Origin of the sequence: Sorangium sp. So ce327, assembly GCF_051530205.1 — a bacterium.
GTDB lineage: Bacteria > Myxococcota_A > Polyangia > Polyangiales > Polyangiaceae > Sorangium > Sorangium cellulosum_B.
The window spans coordinates 13,182,962-13,198,292 of the sequence record NZ_CP150330.1; the positions used below are offsets into that span (position 1 = coordinate 13,182,962).

A 15,331-nucleotide genomic window follows, 5' to 3' on the forward strand; every position below is an offset into this window, starting at 1 on the left:
TCGGAGCGCATCCGAGAGGGCGCGCGCGGTCGTTCGCGAATCCTCGCGAGCGACCGCGCGCGTCGATACGTAGTCAACGTCTGTAAGGAGATTGCCATGCTCACCATCCAGAATACCGAGTCGATGTTCGAGACGCAGACGACCGCCGGCGCGACCGACGTCGTCGACACGAAGGCCGGCGTGCAGCGTCTCGAGCTCACCCTCAAGAAGATCAGCGAGAAGAGCAACGAGACGCTCCAGGCCGCCCCGCTGAGCTCCGCCTGTACGAGCGGGTGCTTCTCCTCGATCAGCTCGATCGAGGTCGCGTCGAACTCGTCCTTCGACAGCCTCGACGAGGGGCAGCTCGAGAGCGTCATCCGCATGCACGACAAGGCGCTCGACGTCATGGGCCAGGACGCCCTCGTCTCGGCCGCGATCGCCAAGGGCGTCGAGCTCGGCGCCGACAAGAAGTGAACCCGTAGGCGCACCCCGGGCGGCCCGGACGCGCGTCGCGCGTCCGGGCTCCCGGGGCGCCGCCTGCCCCGTTCAAGGAGCCGCCGTCATGTCGGAGATCTCGCTCATCGATCGCCTCGCGCCGCTCATCGACGAGCGCTGCGGGATCATCCGCCGTGTTCGGCGCTTCATTTTTCCCCCCGGCTTCGAGGGGCAGATGCACGGCTTCACCGCGTTCCTCGGCAGGCCCGCGGCGCTCCACCCGGGCCCGTCCCGCACGGGCTCGAAGCTCGGGTCGCTCACGGGCTCCGGCACGGCCGTCGACGAGACCACCGCCCAGATCCGGGCCGTCTGCGAGGCCCTGGAGCGCTACTGCGGCGTCATGTACCCGACCGAGGGGGTGCTGCGCGCAACGCCGCGCTCGCTCGGCGATCGCGCGCTCGACCCCGCGCGGCTGCCGCGCTGCTCTGCGCGCGAGCGGGCCCGCGCGCCGTCGGCCTTCCGCCTGCGCGAGCCCGATCCGGATCGCGACGAGCTCTGGGTGCGCGGCTTCTCGCTCACCCACGGGCGCCCGATCTGGGTGCCGCTCACGGCGACGTACATGGGGTTGCCGCTGCCGATCCGCGAGCACGCGCTCTTCCCGCTCTCGACGGGGTTCGCGGCGGGCGCGAGCTTCCGGCAGGCGATCCTCTCCGGCCTGTGCGAGGTGATCGAGCGCGACAGCCTCGCGCTGTTCTGGCTGCACCAGCTCCGGATGCCGCGCATCGCGCCCGGGAGCGCGCGGAGCCCGCTCGTCGCGGCGCTCCTCCGCAGCGCCGAGGCCGCGGGCACGGAGACGGCGCTGCTCGATCTCACGACCGACGTCGGCGTCCCCGTGATCGGCGCCGTGCAGACGTGCGCGCACGGCGCGCCGCACGCGATCGCGATGGCGGCCTGCCGCCCCGACGGCGAGGCCGCGGCGGCGCGCGTCCTCGAGGAGGTGGGGAGCCTGCGGGTGGCGCTGAGCGAGCCCGCGCCGCCGGTCACCCGGGCGTCGTTCTTCACCGACGCCGATCAGACACCCGAGTCGTTCGGGCGCCTCTACGCGGGACCGGACGGCCCCGCGCGGTTCGCGTTCGCCACGCGCGAGGCGCCGGTCGCGACCGCCTTCCCCCGCCCGATCGAGGGCGACGACCCGCTCGCGGCGATCGTCGCGCGGCTCGCGGCGCTCGGCATGGAGGTGGTCGCCGTCGACGTGACGATGCCCGAGGTCCGCGACTTCGGGATCGTCGTCGTGAAGGTGATCGTGCCCGAGCTCCTGCCCATCAGCTTCACCCACCACGCGCGGTACCTCGCGCACCCCCGCCTGTACGACGCGCCGGAGAGGCTCGGGTACGGCGCTCGCACAGAGGAGTCGATCACCGATGATCCGATCCCGTTCGCCTGAGGAGAGCCCGGCCTCGGAGCGCGCCGCCGGCGCGCCCGCGGTGCACGTCCTCCGTGACGGAGAGCTCGGCGCCCGCTGCGCGGAGCTCCTGACCGGCGCGGGGGCGCGGGTCACGACGTCGGCGCTGGGCACGGGCGCGCCGGAGGCGCTGCCCGACGCGGTGATCGTCCTCGCGACCGATCGCCCCCGGCCCGCGGCGGCGCTCGCGCTCGACGCGGCGGCGTTCGCGGCGCAGGTCGCCTGGACGTCCGGCACGCTGCTCGCGCACGAGCTCCGGATCGGGCCGTCGATCATCCCAGGCCGCACGCCGTGCTTCGCCTGCTTCTCGCGGCGCGTGCGCTCGGTCGCGCTGGACCTCGAGGCGCACGACGCCCTCGAGGCGCTCGGGGCCTCGGGCGACCCTGGCCCCTGGTTCCAGGGCGAGCTCGCGGCCGTCACCGAGCAGGCCGCGGCGCTGCTCGCCGCGGAGGCGCTCGCGCTCTCCAGGGAGCGCGGCGCGCCGGAGCCGCCCCGCGCCGGAGCCGCGCGCATGGGGCGCTTCTGGGAGTGCGACGTCACGTCGGGCGCGCTCCGCGCGCGGCGCTTCGCCCGGGTCGGGCTGTGCGGGCGGTGCGCCGCCGGCGAGCACGCGGCGGGGCGGGGGGCGTCGCTCGCGGGGTACTTCGCCGAGCACCCGCTCGCGATCGCCGGATCGTCCGGCGTGGGAGGTGACCGATGAGCCCGTCCGATGATGCCTACGAGGCCCGCGATCTCAGCCGCTTCGCCGAGCTTTACTGGGAGCTCCGCTGCCCGGAGCGCCCGCGCTTCGTCGAGGATCTCCTCCGCGTGACGCTCCCGGGCGGAGAGCTCCACGTCCTCGGCGGCGAGGCGCAGATCATCCAGGGGGCGTCGCTCCCGTGGGTGATGGAGAACCTCGTGCCGCTGCTCGACGGGACGCGCACCGTCGGCGACGTCGAGGCCGCGTTTCCGGGCGTGGTCGCCTCCGACCTGCGGGACGCGATCCACCTGATGCACATGCACGGCATGCTCGAGGAGGGCGAGGGCGCCGCGGCCGACGAGGCCGAGGAGCCGCGCCGGGCGCAGCGCGCGTTCTTCAGCAGGTACCTCCGCCGGACCGGGCGCAACCGCAGCCGGGGGGAAGCGCAGCGGGCGCTCGAAGGCGCGCGCGTGCGCGCCCTGGGGGACGGCGACGCGTCGCTCGCGGGGATGCTCGTGACGATGCTCCGCGAGGCGGGCGTCGCCGACGTCCGCCTCGCCGCGAGCGCCGGGGAGCTCGCGCAGGGCGAGGTCGATCTGGCCGTGGTGATCGGCGACCAGGAGGCGCTCGAGGCGGCGGCGCGCGCGTGCATCGCGGCGCGCGTCCCGATGCTCGCGGCGAACCCCGGCACGTGGACGATCGGGCCGCTCACGATGCCCGGGGCGTCCGCGTGCCCGGCGTGCGTCCGGCTCCAGATCGGCGCTGCCGCGGCGGATCCGGCGCTCGACGACGGCGCTCTTCGCGCGCTCTGGGGGCGCGCGCTCGTGAGCCGGGTCGCGCAGCACGTGATCTTCCACGCGAGCGGGCTGCTCGCGGTGGCCCCGCTGGAGCACGTCGAGGTGTGGCGGCCCGGCGCCGGCGAGACGGCGCTCCACCCCTTCATGACCAGGCTGCCCAGCTGTCCGCTCTGCGGCGGCGACGCGCCGCCGCGGACGGCGACGCTCCCGTCCGGCCACGCGGAGAGCCTGGCGCGGATGTTCCACAACACGACGGTCGTCCAGCCGTGGCACATCGGCCAGCACGCGGGGATGCAGGCGCACATCAGCCCGGAGGTGCGGAAGCTGCAAAGCACGCCGGCCGCGCCGTCGCCGCGGCGGTCTCCGGAGGGCGCCGGTGCGACGAACGCCACGCCGCTCGGCGCCGCGTTCGGCGCGCCGGTGGGGGCCGCGCTGTCGCGACGGCGCGACGCGACGGGCACGCTCGACGCGGGCGCGCTCGCCGCGCTGCTCGAGCTGAGCTTCGGGGGGCGCGTCGAGCGCCGCGCCGAGGGCGAGGCCCACGTGCGTCGCACCACCGCGTCGGCAGGGAACCTCGGCTCGGCGGAGGCGTACGTCGCCGTGGCGCGGGTCCCCGGGATCGCGGCGGGCGTCCACCGGTTCGAGCTCGCCGCGCGCGCGCTCACGCCGCTCCGCGCCGGCGTGGCCTCGGGCGCCCTCGCGCGCGCCGCGCTGGCGGGCGGGAGCGCCGAGCACGCCGCGGCCGTGGAGTCCGCGGGCGCCGTGATCGTCGTCGTCGGCTCGGTCGCGCGGGCGTGCTCCAAGTACTACGCGCGCGGGTACACCTACGCGCTGCTCGACGCCGGGTTGATGGCCCACCGCGTGGAGCTCCTCGCCCAGGAGCTCGGCCTCGCGGCGACGGCGGTCTGGACGTTCGACGACGAGGTCGTCGCGCGCGTTGTCGGCGTCGATGGCATCGATCTCGCACCGCATCTCCTCATCGCGCTCAGGGGCGCAGCCACGGAGGCCCGCGATGTCTCTCGCTGATCACAGGATCTCGTCCACGCTCGCCGCGGCGACCCAGCCCCTGCGGGGGGTCGCCGAGCTCGTCGTCGCGAGCCGCTACCCCGAGACGCGGCCGTCGCCGGAGCCGGCGCTCCCCGCGCCGTCGCCGCTGCCCGGGGACGCGGAGCGCGCCCTCTCGCTGCCCGCGCCGCGCGCGCTCGAGCCGGTCCAGCGCTCGCTCGCGTCGGTCATCGCCGCGCGGCGGAGCGGGAGGCTCTCGGCGGGGGCGATCGACGCGGCGACGCTCGGGACGCTGCTCGCGGCCGCCGCGGCGCGGCCGGCGGGGCTCGCGGACGCGACGCTCGATCCGCTGCTGTTTCCGGTGGTCTTCGACGTCGACGGTGTCCCGCCCGGCGCGCACCGCTACGACCGCGGCGAGCACCGCCTCGCGCCGATCGGCCCGGCGCCGCGCGCGTGGATGGCCGAGACCGCGATCCTGCAGCGCGAGCACGCCATGGGCGCGGCGGTGCTCTTCCTGGTGGTCCCGATCGGGCGGTGGCTCGTGGCGTTCGGCGATCGCGGCTACCGGGGCGCGGCGTTCGCGGCGGGGTGGCTCACCGATCGCCTTTACCTCGTCGCGGAGACGCTCGGGCTCACCTACACGGCGACCGGCGGCTTCGCCCCCGCGGTCGTCGACGAGGTCCTCGGGCTCGACGGCCGCGATCATACCGCGTTCTTCGCGTTCGCCGTCGGAGGGCCCCGCCAGCCGACGCCCCGAGAGGCGCCTCGCGGAGGGCAGCCGCGATGAGCCGCGGGCTCCAGATCGCGCCGTGGGGCGCGCTGCGCGTCGCGGGGATGCCGGCCGACGCGCTCGCCGGGCTCCGGCTCCGCGAGAGCCCCGCGGTCGAACGCGAGCTCGCCGTGGCCGAGCTCGAGCTCGCGGCCGCGCGGGCGGACGCGGCGGCGCGCATGTTCGACGTCGTGCGCGGGTGCGACGACGAGGCGCTGCGCCGCGCGGCGCTCGAGGTGAAGCGGCGGCTGTTCAATGGAAAGGCCGTGGCGGCCGGCGCGCTCGAGGGCGCGAGGACCGCGCCGCCGGAAGGGGCGCGCGCCGCGCTCGCGCTCGTCGACGCGCGCGCGGCCCGGTGCGCCGCGCTGGAGGAGCGCTACGAGGCGACGTTCGCCGCGGAGTGGATCGCGGCGTCGGAGCGCTTCCGGAGGACGCTCGGGAGCTCGCGCCTGCTCGGGGGGATCCTGCTCTCGAGCGCCGACCATCATACCACGGCGCAGAAGCTCGCGGAGATCCCGAGCGGCGCGCCGCTCACCTCGGCGCAGCAGATCCGCGAGGCCACGATCGCGCGTTACGTCTTCCGCGCCACGGCGCGCACGACGCCGTTCGCGGGGTTCGCGGGCGTCGCGCTGCTCGACCTCTCCGCGTCGCCCGAAGGCGTCTGCAGCGCGCCTCCCACGGCCGAGGAAGCGCGGTGGCGCAGCCTCCCGCAGCTCGCGCTCGCGCACGCCGGGGAGCTCGTCGCGCGCGCGATGTCCTCTCAGCCGGCGGCTCACGCCCACGCACGCGCGCGCCTGCCGCTCCGGATGAACCCGCTCCGGCGCTTCGTGGCGGGCGCCGCGCCGTCGGTCGTGTTCTCGCGCGCCGGGTCGGGCGAGCTGATGTCGCTCGGGTGGACGCCCGCCGTCGCCCGTCTCGTCGAGGGCGCCGAGGGGCGCACGATCGAGGACGCCGCCCGGGCGCTCGCGTCGGACGACGCCGACGAGCGAGCGTGCCGCGACGTGCTCGAGCAGCTCGTCGAGGCGGGCATGCTCGAGCCGGCGAGCGTCCCGATGGGGCCGACCCCTGCGGGGCTGCGCGCCGCGGCAGACGCCCTGGGTGAGATGGGGTGCGCGGGCGCGCCGGACGAGCTCCGCTCGGTCGCGCGGCGCCTCGAGGACTACGCGACCGCCGGCGTCGAGACCCGCGCGCGCCTCGCCGTCGAGCTCGGCCGCGGCCCTGGGCGCTCGGCCTTGCTCGAGGATGTCATGGTGGACGGCGCCTTCGGCGCGGAGCTCCCTGTCCCACGCGGGGCCCTCGCCGAGGCGCTCGAGCCGGTCGTGCGCTTCGTGCGCGCGAGCGCCTGCGGGGCCGCGCACCGCCGGCTCTGCGCGGCGTTCATCGAGCGGTTCGGTCGTGACGGCGTGTGCGACGACGTCGGCGGCTTCGTGACCGAGATCCTCGAGGACCCGCGGCGCGTCGCGGTCATCCGCGGCGCGTCCGAGCCGATCCGCTGGATCGACGCGGAGCTCGGCCGCGTCGCCGCCGCGGCGACGGGCGACGTCGTGCGCCTCGATCCAGGCCTCTTCGAGGGGCTCGCCGCCCCGGACGCGCCGTCGTCGATGGCGCTCTTCCTCCAGATCGCGCCTCCCTGCCCGCGCGACGGCGGAGCGCCGCGCGTCGTGCTCAACGGCGCGCAGGCCGGGCGCGCGAAGTACCTGTCGCGCTACCTCGTGGACGCCGAGGGGCGCGCCCCCGAGGCCCTCGAGGCGATCCGCCGCCGCCTGGCGCAGCAGGACGGTCCGCTGCCCGTCGAGCTCTCGCCCACGCTCGGCCTCAACTTCCAGGTGCACCCGCGCCTCACGGCGTGGGCGCTCGAGCTCCCGTGGGAGCCGAGCGCGCCCGGCGACAAGGTCCTGCCGCTCCGCGATCTCTCCCTCCGCTTCGACGCGGCGGCGGTCGAGCTCCGGCTGCGATCGCGGCGCCTCGGCCGCGAGATCGAGCCGATCCACCTCGGCTTCCTGCGGGACGCCGCGCTGCCCGATCCGCACTTCCTGCTCCGCGCGCTCTCGCCGCGGCTCCGCGACGACACGGTGGCGGAGCGCGCGGACCTCTACAACGTGCTCGATCGCCTCGATCTGGCCCGGGGCGTCGCGCTGGCCCCGCGGCGCCCGCGCCTCACGGTCGGTCGCGTCGTGGTGGAGCGCGCGCGGTGGGCGATCCCGGTGAGCGCGATCCCGCGCAAGGAGCCGAAGCAGCCGTATGCGTCGTACTTCCGCGCGATCGCGCGCCTGCGGCGCGAGCTCGATCTCCCGAGCCGGGGGTTCGCCCGGTACGTCGGGCGGGAGGTGGCCGGCTACGGCTTCACCGAGACGAACATGTACGTCGACTGGGAGAGCCCGTTCACGCTGATCGGGCTGGCTCGCCTGCTCGGCGGTCCCGGCGACGGGTACCTCGTCTTCACCGAGCTCCTGCCCGAGCCCGAGGCGTCGTGGCTGCGCCTCGACGGGAGGCCGCACGCGGCGGAGCTGCTTGTCGAGATCGACGGCGAGAGGAGCGCGCGATGAGCTGGATCTACCGGAAGCTGTTCCACGATCGGGGCCTCGAGGGCGAGGGGACCGACGCGCTCCTCCTCGGGCTCATCGATCCGCTCGTGTCCGAGCTCGAGCAGCGCGGCGCGATCGATCGCTTCTTCTTCCTCCGGTACGCCGAGGGAGGCGACCACCTGCGGCTGCGCGCGCGCGTGGCGCCCGGGCACGACCCCGTCGACGTGGCGGCGCGCGTGGACGCCGCGGCGGCGTGCTGCGCCGCCGTGTCGCGCGCGGAGGCCGCCGCGTACGAGCCGGAGCTCGAGAAGCACGGAGGGCCCGCGGGGATGGAGATCGCGGAGCGGCAGTTCTTCGCGTCGAGCAGGTTCGCGCTCGGCTGCATCCGGAAGACGGCGGGGCGACCGCGGGCGCGCGCCCTCGTCGCGGCCTGCGCGCTCGACGCGCTGCTCGCGCGCGCGGGCATCGCGGGCGACGCGCGGCGGTCGTTCCTCGCGGGGTACGCGCGGCACTGGCGCACGTTCGCCCGCGCGATCTCGGGCATGGAGCTCGTCTGCGCAGCGCCGGACGCCGAGTCGATCGCGCTGGTGCGCGCGCTCGTGCGGGGAGAGGGGCTCGCCGCGCTCGGCGAGCTCGTCGACGGCGAGCGCGCGCTCCTCACCGCGTTCGACGCAGACCTGCCCGAGCTCGCCGAGGCGTCGCGGCGCGGAGCGCTCGGCATGCCGCTGGCGACCGTCGTGACCAACCTCGCCCACACGTTCCACAACCGCCTCGGGCTCACGCTCGCCTTCGAGGTGTGGGTGGCCGACGCGCTCGCCGAGGCAGGCGCCCCGCGCGAGCCGCCGCGGGCTCGCCCGCCGGGCGCCTCGCCGGGCGAGGCGTGGCAGCGCCTCGCCCGCGCGGCCGAGCAGCGCCGGCCCGTCACCGCGCTCCTCGACCCTGGCGAAAACGCCGCGCTCGACGCGCTCCGCGACGCAGCCCGCCGCGACGGCCTCCGGTTCATCGCGCCCGCCGCGCCCGCCGGCGGGATGTCCGCGCCCTTCGCGCTGCTGCGCGCCCTCGCGGACGCCCACCCGGCGGGCGGCGCGCTCCTCGCTGCCCTCGGCCGCATCGAGGCCGCGCACGACGCGCCGGAGTGCCCGCTGCCGCCCGACCCGGCTTCCGTGGCCGAGGCGCTCCGCGCCTTCCTCGCGGAGCACACGCTCGAGCCCACGGTGCTCGTCCTCCGCGACGTCGACGGCGCCGACGCCGACACGCAGCACGCCGTCGCGTTCCTCGCGCGCGCCCTGGAGACGGAGCCGCTCGCCCTCGTCATCACCGCGAGCGGGCGCCCGAGCCCCGGGTGGGCCGCGATCGTGGCCGAGATCGAGGAGGGGCCGGGGCTCCTCCGCGTCGCGGCCGCGCCCGCGCCCGAAGGCGAAGCGGCCGCCCCCGCCGTGACGCCGGGGCCCGCGATGGTCGCGCGGGGCGAAGCGTTCTGCCGCGCCGGCGCGCTGCACGAGGCCGCCGCGATCCTCGGCGACGCCCTGGCGTCGCCCGGCCTCTCGCCCGAGGCGCGGGCCGACGCGCTCGTGGCGCTCGCGAGGACGATGCTCCGCATGTCGCGCCCCGCCCTCGCGCGGCAGGCGGCGGAGGCGGCGCTCCGCCTCGGCCTCCCGGAGCGCCGCCGCGCGCTCGCGCGGCGCGTCCTCCTCGCCGCGCTCCACAACCTGGGTGAGACCGCCGCGCTCGACGCGCTCCGGGACGAGGTCGCCCCGCAGCGCTTCGCGCCCGGCGCGTCCGCCGCGGAGCGCTGCTGGGCGGAGCTCGACGCCGCGCTCGCGTGCGCGACCGACGAGCGCCGCGCCGAGCACGAGGCGCGGCTCGACGCCCTGCTCGCCGCGCCGCGCGGCGACGCGCCGCCGCAGTGCCTCGCCGCCGCGCACGCGTGGCGCGGCGCCGCGCACGCGGCCAGCGGCGAGCACGAGCGCGGCCTCGCGCACCAGCGCCGGGCGCTCGCCTTCGCCGAGCAGCTCGCCGATTTCCGCCGCGCCCTCATGGTGCGCGTGCGCCTCGCGAGCAGCGTCGCGGCCGCGGGCGAGCTCGCCGAGGCGGCGGCGCTCTTCGAGATCGCGGCCTGTCACGCGGCGTGGATCGGCCTCTTCGACCTCGCGTCGCTCGCCGCGCAGAACGCGATCTCGCTCGGCCTCGCGCGCCGCGACGCGGCCCCGGTCCGCGCGTGGCTCGACGGCGCGCGGCCGGCGCGCGCCCGCGTGTGGCGCTCGCCCTACGGCGAGCTCGCCGTGCTCTACGCGCGCGCCGAGTCGGCCCTCGCGCGGGGGGAGGCCGGTGCGGCGGGGGCGCACCTCGATCGCCTGCGCGCGCGCCTCGCCGCGCTCGGGGGGGCCGCCCCGCGGAGCGCGCCCCTGCTCGCGCTCGCCGCGGCGCACCTCGAGGCCGACGTCGCCGCCTCCGCGGAGGACGACGCAGGCAGGGCGGCCGCGCTCGCGCGCGCCGCGGAGCTCACCCCGGGCGTCCCGCCGGAGGAGCGGCGGCTCGTCACGGCCATCGCCCGCGCGCGGCGCGACGCCTGCCGCGGCGACGGCCGCCGCGACAGGCCGGTGGTCCTCGGTTTGCAGAGCACTTGAACGAGAACGAACTCGAGCCGCGCCCGCCATCGGCGCAGAGCGAAGGAGAAGCATCGTGGAGACTCAGACCAAGCTTCCGCCCATGCCGGGGCTCTCGGGCCCCGAGAAGAAGCGCTTCATGAACGGCACCCACCGCGCGGCCTCGCCCGAGGAGACCCTGGATCGGATCAAGGGCTTCATGCCGGCGATGGGGATCACGCGGATCGCCAACGTCACGGGGCTCGACGCGATCGGGATACCGGTCGTCGTCGTCTGCCGCCCGAACTCGCGCTCTCTCTCGGTCAGCCAGGGAAAGGGGCTGACGCTCGCGGCGGCGAAGGTCTCGGGGCTGATGGAGTCGATCGAGGCCTATCACGGCGAGAACATCGTCCGGCCGCTGCTCCTCGGCTCCTCGCGCGAGCTCCGGCGCTCCCACGCGATAGCCGACGTCTCCGCGCTGCCGCGGACCTCGAGCGTGCCGCTCGACGAGGACACCCCGCTCCTGTGGGCCGAGGGCTACGACCTCATGCGCGGCGCCCCGGTGTGGGTCCCCTACGAGCTCGTGCACGTCAACGCCACCGCCACGGGCCGCGTCAACCCGGGTATCTTCTGCTGCTCGACCAACGGGCTCTCGTCGGGGAACGGGATCCTCGAGGCGGTGAGCTACGGTATCTGCGAGGTGGTCGAGCGCGACGCCACGGCCGTGTGGGGGGCGCTCACCGACGAGGAGCGGGACGCGAGGCGGCTCGATCTCGACAGCATCGATGATCCCGGCTGCCGCGAGGTGCTCGCGCGATTCTCTGCCGCCGGGATCGCCGTCGGCGCGTGGGAGACCACCTCCGACGTCGGTATCCCCTCGTACGAGTGTCTGATCGCCGAGCGGACGGAGGACGCCGTCCGGGCGCTCCACGGCTCCGGCGGGCAAGGCTGCCACCCGTCTCGCGCCGTCGCGCTGCTGCGCGCCCTCACCGAGGCCGCGCAGACCCGGCTGACGGTCATCTCGGGCGCGCGCGACGATCTCCTCCGGACCGAGTACGACCGCCACCGGAGCCCCGATCAGGTCCGGCACCTCCGCCGGCTGCTGACGGCGCGCGGAGAGCGCCCGTTCTCCGCAGGCCCGACGTTCGCGGGCGAGACGTTCGAGGACGACGTCGCCTGGCAGCTCGAGCGGCTGCGCGCGGTCGGGATCGACAGCGTCGTCGCCTTCGATCTCACGAAGCCGGAGTTCGGCATCCCCGTCGTCAAGATCGTGATTCCCGGGCTCGAGGGGATCCACTCGTTCCCCAACTACATCCCTGGCCGCCGGTTCCGCCGCGCGCTCGAGCGCCGGAGCGGGAGCGCGGCGAGCCTGAAGGAGATCGTATGAGCATCATCGTCTTTGTCGGTCCGACCCTCTCGCTCGAGGCCGCGCGGGCGGAGCTCGACGCCACCTATCTGCCGCCGGTCTCGCAGGGCGACGTCTACCGGGCATGCGCGAAGCGCCCGAGCGCCATCGCGATCATCGACGGCTACTTCGAGCGGGTCCCGGCGGTCTGGCACAAGGAGATCCTCTTCGCGATGGCGCAGGGCATCCACGTCTTCGGGAGCTCCAGCATGGGGGCGCTGCGCGCCGCCGAGCTCTCGGCCTTCGGCATGGAAGGCGTGGGCGCCATCTTCGAGGCGTACCGCGACGGCCTCCTCGAGGACGACGACGAGGTGGCCGTCGTCCACGGCCCCGCGGACAGCGGCTTTCGCGCCGGCTCCGAGGCGATGGTCAATATCCGCAGGACGTTCGACGCCGCGGCGGCCGCGGGCGTGATCACCGCCGCCACGCGCGACGCGCTCACGGCGGTCGCAAAGTCTCTTTACTATCCCGACCGCGTCTATCCCGTGATCCTCGAGGCCGCGTCCCGCCACGGCGTCCCGCAAAGCGAGCTCACGTCGCTGCGCGACTTCCTGCCGAAGGGGCGCGTCAACCAGAAGCGCGACGACGCGATCGCGCTGCTCCGGCACCTCCGCGCGCGCGCCGAGGCAGGCTTCTCGCTGAAGACCGTCACGTACAGGTTCGAGGTCACCGAGTTCTGGTGCCGCGCCGAGCAGGCCGCCGGCGAGATGGTCGCCGCGGAGCGCCCGAGCGCCGGCGACCCGTCGCCGTATGAGACAGTCGCCCTCGACAGCATCCTGGACGAGCTCCGCCTCGACGCGGCGGCTTACGGCCGGGCGAAGCGCGGCGCCATGCTCCGGTACCTCGCGCTGCAGGAGGCCGAGCGGCGCGGGCTCACCGTGGACAACGCCGCGCTGGAGCGGGCGTCCGACGCCTTCCGCCGCGAGCGGCGGCTCTACGAGCCGGACGACGTGAAGGCGTGGATGGGTCGGTTCAGCGTCGGCTGGGGCGAGCTGACGCGGCTGCTCCGCGACGAGGCGCTCATCGGCTGGGTCGAGAAGGCGGTCGACGAGGTCGCGCAAGGCCACGTCCGCGACCACCTCTCGGTCTCCGGCGAGTACGCGGAGCTGCTCTCCCGGGCCCGCGACAAGCAGCAGCGCCTCGCCGAGCTCGGCCTGTCGAACCCCGCCTTCTCCGACGCCGGGATGGTCGAAGGCGACCTGATCCGGTGGTATTTCGAGCGATGCCTTGGCACGCCCGTGCCGCCCGATCCGGCGGGCGCGCTGCGCTCCGCCGGCTTCGCCGACGCGGACGAGTTCAAGCGCGTGGCGCTGCGCGAGGTGTGTTATCGCCGCGCCGCGAGCGCCTCGGCGCCGGAGCGCCGATGACGCCCGCGATCTCGCTCCGCGGGGCGACGAAGGTCTTCGCGTCGCGGCGGGCCGTCGACGCCGTGTCGTTCGAGGTGCGGCGCGGCGGCGCCACAGCCCTCCTCGGCCGGAACGGCGCCGGGAAGACGACGACGATGCGCCTCGTGACAGGCATCCTCCTCCCCGACGAGGGCGCGGTCGAGGTGCTCGGGGGCAGGAGCGACAGCGTCGCGATCCGCGATCGCGTCGGCTACCTCCCGGAGGAGCGAGGCCTGTACAAGCAGATGCCGGTCGCCGAGCACCTGGCCTTCCTCGGCGAGCTCAAGGGCGTCCGCCCGCGCCGCGCGCGCGAGAGCGCCGCGCGGCTCCTCCGGTCGCTCGAGCTCGAGCACGTCGCGCGCGCGAGGATCGAGACGCTGTCGAAGGGCAACCAGCAGAAGGTGCAGCTCTGCGGCGCGCTCGTCCACGACCCGGAGATCCTCGTCCTCGACGAGCCGATGTCGGGCCTCGATCCCGTCAACGCCGTGCTCGTGAAGCGGCTCTTCGGGGAGCTCCGCGCCGCCGGAAAGACCCTCTTGCTCTCGACCCACGTCATGCCGCTCGCCGAGAGCCTGGCCGACCACGTGGTCGTCGTCGATCGGGGGCGCGTCGTCCTGGAGGGGCCCGTCGGCGAGGTGAAGGCGTCCTTCGCCGGCAACACAGCGCGGATCGAGTTCGACGGCGACGGGACCTTCCTCCTCGGCGTCGACGGCGTGGTGAGCGCGCGGATCGAGCCCGGCGCGGCGGAGCTCGTGCTGCGCGACGCCGGCGACGCGCAGCGGGCGCTCTCGGCCGCGCTCTCGCGCCTCCAGGTGCGGCGGTTCGAGGTCTCGTCGCCGTCGCTCGGCGAGATCTTCTCTCGCGTCGTCGGCGAGGGCGCCCCGCCGCCGCTCGCCCACAGGGCGCGCGCGGGTCGCGAAGTGGCGCTGGAGGCGTCATGAGCCGCGTCCTCGTCGTGCTGAAGCGTGAGTACGTCGCCTCGGTGAAGACCGCGTCCTTCGCCCTCACGACGCTCCTCCTGCCGGTCCTCTTCGCGGCGGTGGGCCTGCTCCCTGCGCTCCTCGTCGCCGTCGGCGCCGGAGATCGCTCGGTCGTCGTGGTCGACGGGACAGGCCGGCTCCGCGGGGTCGTGGAGGCCGCCTCCGCGAGCCTGGCCGAGGAGGCGTCGGCGCGGTCCTCCACGAGGTCGCTCGGCGCCGCGATGGGCAGCGCCGTGCTCCCGAGGGCCGCCCGGCTGCGGCTCACCTACGTGGCCCCCGGGGACGCCGCCGCCACGAGCGCGACCGTCGCGGCGCTGCTCGACGACGCCAGGGCGGGCGTCGAGACGGGAGGGCACGCCGTGGACGGCGTGGTGGTGCTCCCGCCCGCGATGCTCGAGGACCCCGGCGCGCGGGGCGCGCTGTACGCGAAGGGGGCTGACCTCGATGCCGTCGAGCACGCCGCGGCGGTGGTGGCGCGCGGCGTCGCCGTGGCGCGGTGGACGGCGCGCGGCCGCGACGCCGCCGAGATAGAGGGCCTCCTGTCGCCCCCTGCGTTCGACTCGGCGCCTCTCTCCTCGAGCGGCCCCGGGGGCCCCGGCGGAGACCTCGACCTGCTCGTCGCCTTCGGCTTCGGCGGCCTGCTCTTCGTCGCGATCCTCTTGAATGGTCGCGAGATCTTGCGCCGCATCGTGCAGGAGAAGTCGGACCGGATCATGGAGATCCTCCTCTCCTCGGTGACCCCGTTCGAGCTCCTGTCCGGGAGGATCCTCGGCCTCGCCGCCGCCGGCCTCACGCAGATCGTCGTGTGGCTCGGGATGGCGGCTGTCGCGGGCGTCGCGATAGGCGCGCTGGGAGGGCCGCGCCTCATCGACGCCGAGACCCTGCTTCGCCCCATGGTCGCCGTGTACTTCGTCGTGTTCTTCGTCCTTGGATACCTCGTGAACGTGGCTGTCTATGCCGTCGGGGGCGCGGCCGCGAGCTCCGAGAAGGCCGCGCAGCAGCTGATGAGCCCGATCTCGATGGCGCTCTCCGCGCCGCCGTTTTTCCTCGTGGTGATCGCCGGTCACCCCGGCTCGACGCTCGCCGTCGTGCTCTCGATGATCCCGATCTACGCCCCGATGGTGATGTTCGTCCGGGTCCTCGTCTCCGACCCGCCGCTCTGGCAGATCCTCGTCGCCATCGGCGGCACAGGCGCGACCGTGCTGCTCTTCATCTGGGTCGCCGCAAGGATCTTCCGGATAGGCGTCCTCTCCCATGGATCGACGCCGACCCTCCGCGAGCTCTGGCGCTGGGCCCGCGCCGGGTGACGCGGGCCGACGGCGCGA

Annotated in this window: 11 protein-coding genes; all 11 read left to right on the forward strand. The window is 75.5% G+C overall.

Translation table 11 applies throughout. From position 1 onward, the window contains the following. The first annotated feature begins 96 nt into the window (after positions 1 to 96). The 11 genes from WME95_RS49525 (at position 97) to WME95_RS49575 (ending at position 15,313) form a co-directional block, all read left to right on the forward strand. On the forward strand, positions 97 to 453 hold the full coding sequence (locus WME95_RS49525) for a hypothetical protein (protein ID WP_437906127.1): 357 nt from the start codon (positions 97 to 99) through the stop codon (positions 451 to 453). An 88-nt stretch (positions 454 to 541) separates the two neighbouring features. Further along, positions 542 to 1,858 carry a YcaO-like family protein gene (locus tag WME95_RS49530; protein ID WP_437906128.1) on the forward strand — a complete coding sequence of 439 codons (1,317 nt, stop codon included), beginning with the start codon at positions 542 to 544 and terminating at the stop codon, positions 1,856 to 1,858. After that, positions 1,836 to 2,576: a hypothetical protein gene (locus WME95_RS49535; protein ID WP_437906129.1), complete on the forward strand. Its 741-nt coding sequence runs from the start codon at positions 1,836 to 1,838 to the stop codon at positions 2,574 to 2,576. Before WME95_RS49530 ends, WME95_RS49535 begins: the two co-directional genes overlap by 23 nt. Beyond that, the gene (locus tag WME95_RS49540) at positions 2,573 to 4,378 is read left to right on the forward strand and encodes a SagB family peptide dehydrogenase (RefSeq protein WP_437906130.1); all 1,806 of its coding nucleotides are present in this window, start codon (positions 2,573 to 2,575) and stop codon (positions 4,376 to 4,378) included. The genes WME95_RS49535 and WME95_RS49540 overlap by 4 nt, the downstream gene beginning before the upstream one ends. Further along, positions 4,365 to 5,144, forward strand: a complete 780-nt coding sequence (locus tag WME95_RS49545) for a nitroreductase family protein (protein ID WP_437906131.1) — start codon at positions 4,365 to 4,367, stop codon at positions 5,142 to 5,144. Before WME95_RS49540 ends, WME95_RS49545 begins: the two co-directional genes overlap by 14 nt. Next, positions 5,141 to 7,672 carry a lantibiotic dehydratase gene (locus tag WME95_RS49550; protein WP_437906132.1) on the forward strand — a complete coding sequence of 844 codons (2,532 nt, stop codon included), beginning with the start codon at positions 5,141 to 5,143 and terminating at the stop codon, positions 7,670 to 7,672. The genes WME95_RS49545 and WME95_RS49550 overlap by 4 nt, the downstream gene beginning before the upstream one ends. After that, a complete protein-coding gene (locus WME95_RS49555) occupies positions 7,669 to 10,278 on the forward strand; it encodes a thiopeptide-type bacteriocin biosynthesis protein (protein WP_437906133.1) in 2,610 nt (869 codons plus the stop codon). Before WME95_RS49550 ends, WME95_RS49555 begins: the two co-directional genes overlap by 4 nt. Positions 10,279 to 10,333: 55 nt before the next feature. Further along, entirely contained in the window at positions 10,334 to 11,623 is a 1,290-nt protein-coding gene (locus WME95_RS49560) for a YcaO-like family protein (protein ID WP_437906134.1), read from the forward strand. Then, a complete protein-coding gene (locus WME95_RS49565) occupies positions 11,620 to 13,008 on the forward strand; it encodes a TfuA-like protein (RefSeq protein ID WP_437906135.1) in 1,389 nt (462 codons plus the stop codon). The genes WME95_RS49560 and WME95_RS49565 overlap by 4 nt, the downstream gene beginning before the upstream one ends. Beyond that, on the forward strand, positions 13,005 to 13,967 hold the full coding sequence (locus tag WME95_RS49570; RefSeq protein WP_437906136.1) for an ABC transporter ATP-binding protein: 963 nt from the start codon (positions 13,005 to 13,007) through the stop codon (positions 13,965 to 13,967). The genes WME95_RS49565 and WME95_RS49570 overlap by 4 nt, the downstream gene beginning before the upstream one ends. Next, the gene (locus WME95_RS49575; protein ID WP_437906137.1) at positions 13,964 to 15,313 is read left to right on the forward strand and encodes an ABC transporter permease; all 1,350 of its coding nucleotides are present in this window, start codon (positions 13,964 to 13,966) and stop codon (positions 15,311 to 15,313) included. Before WME95_RS49570 ends, WME95_RS49575 begins: the two co-directional genes overlap by 4 nt. The last annotated feature ends 18 nt before the right edge of the window (positions 15,314 to 15,331 follow it).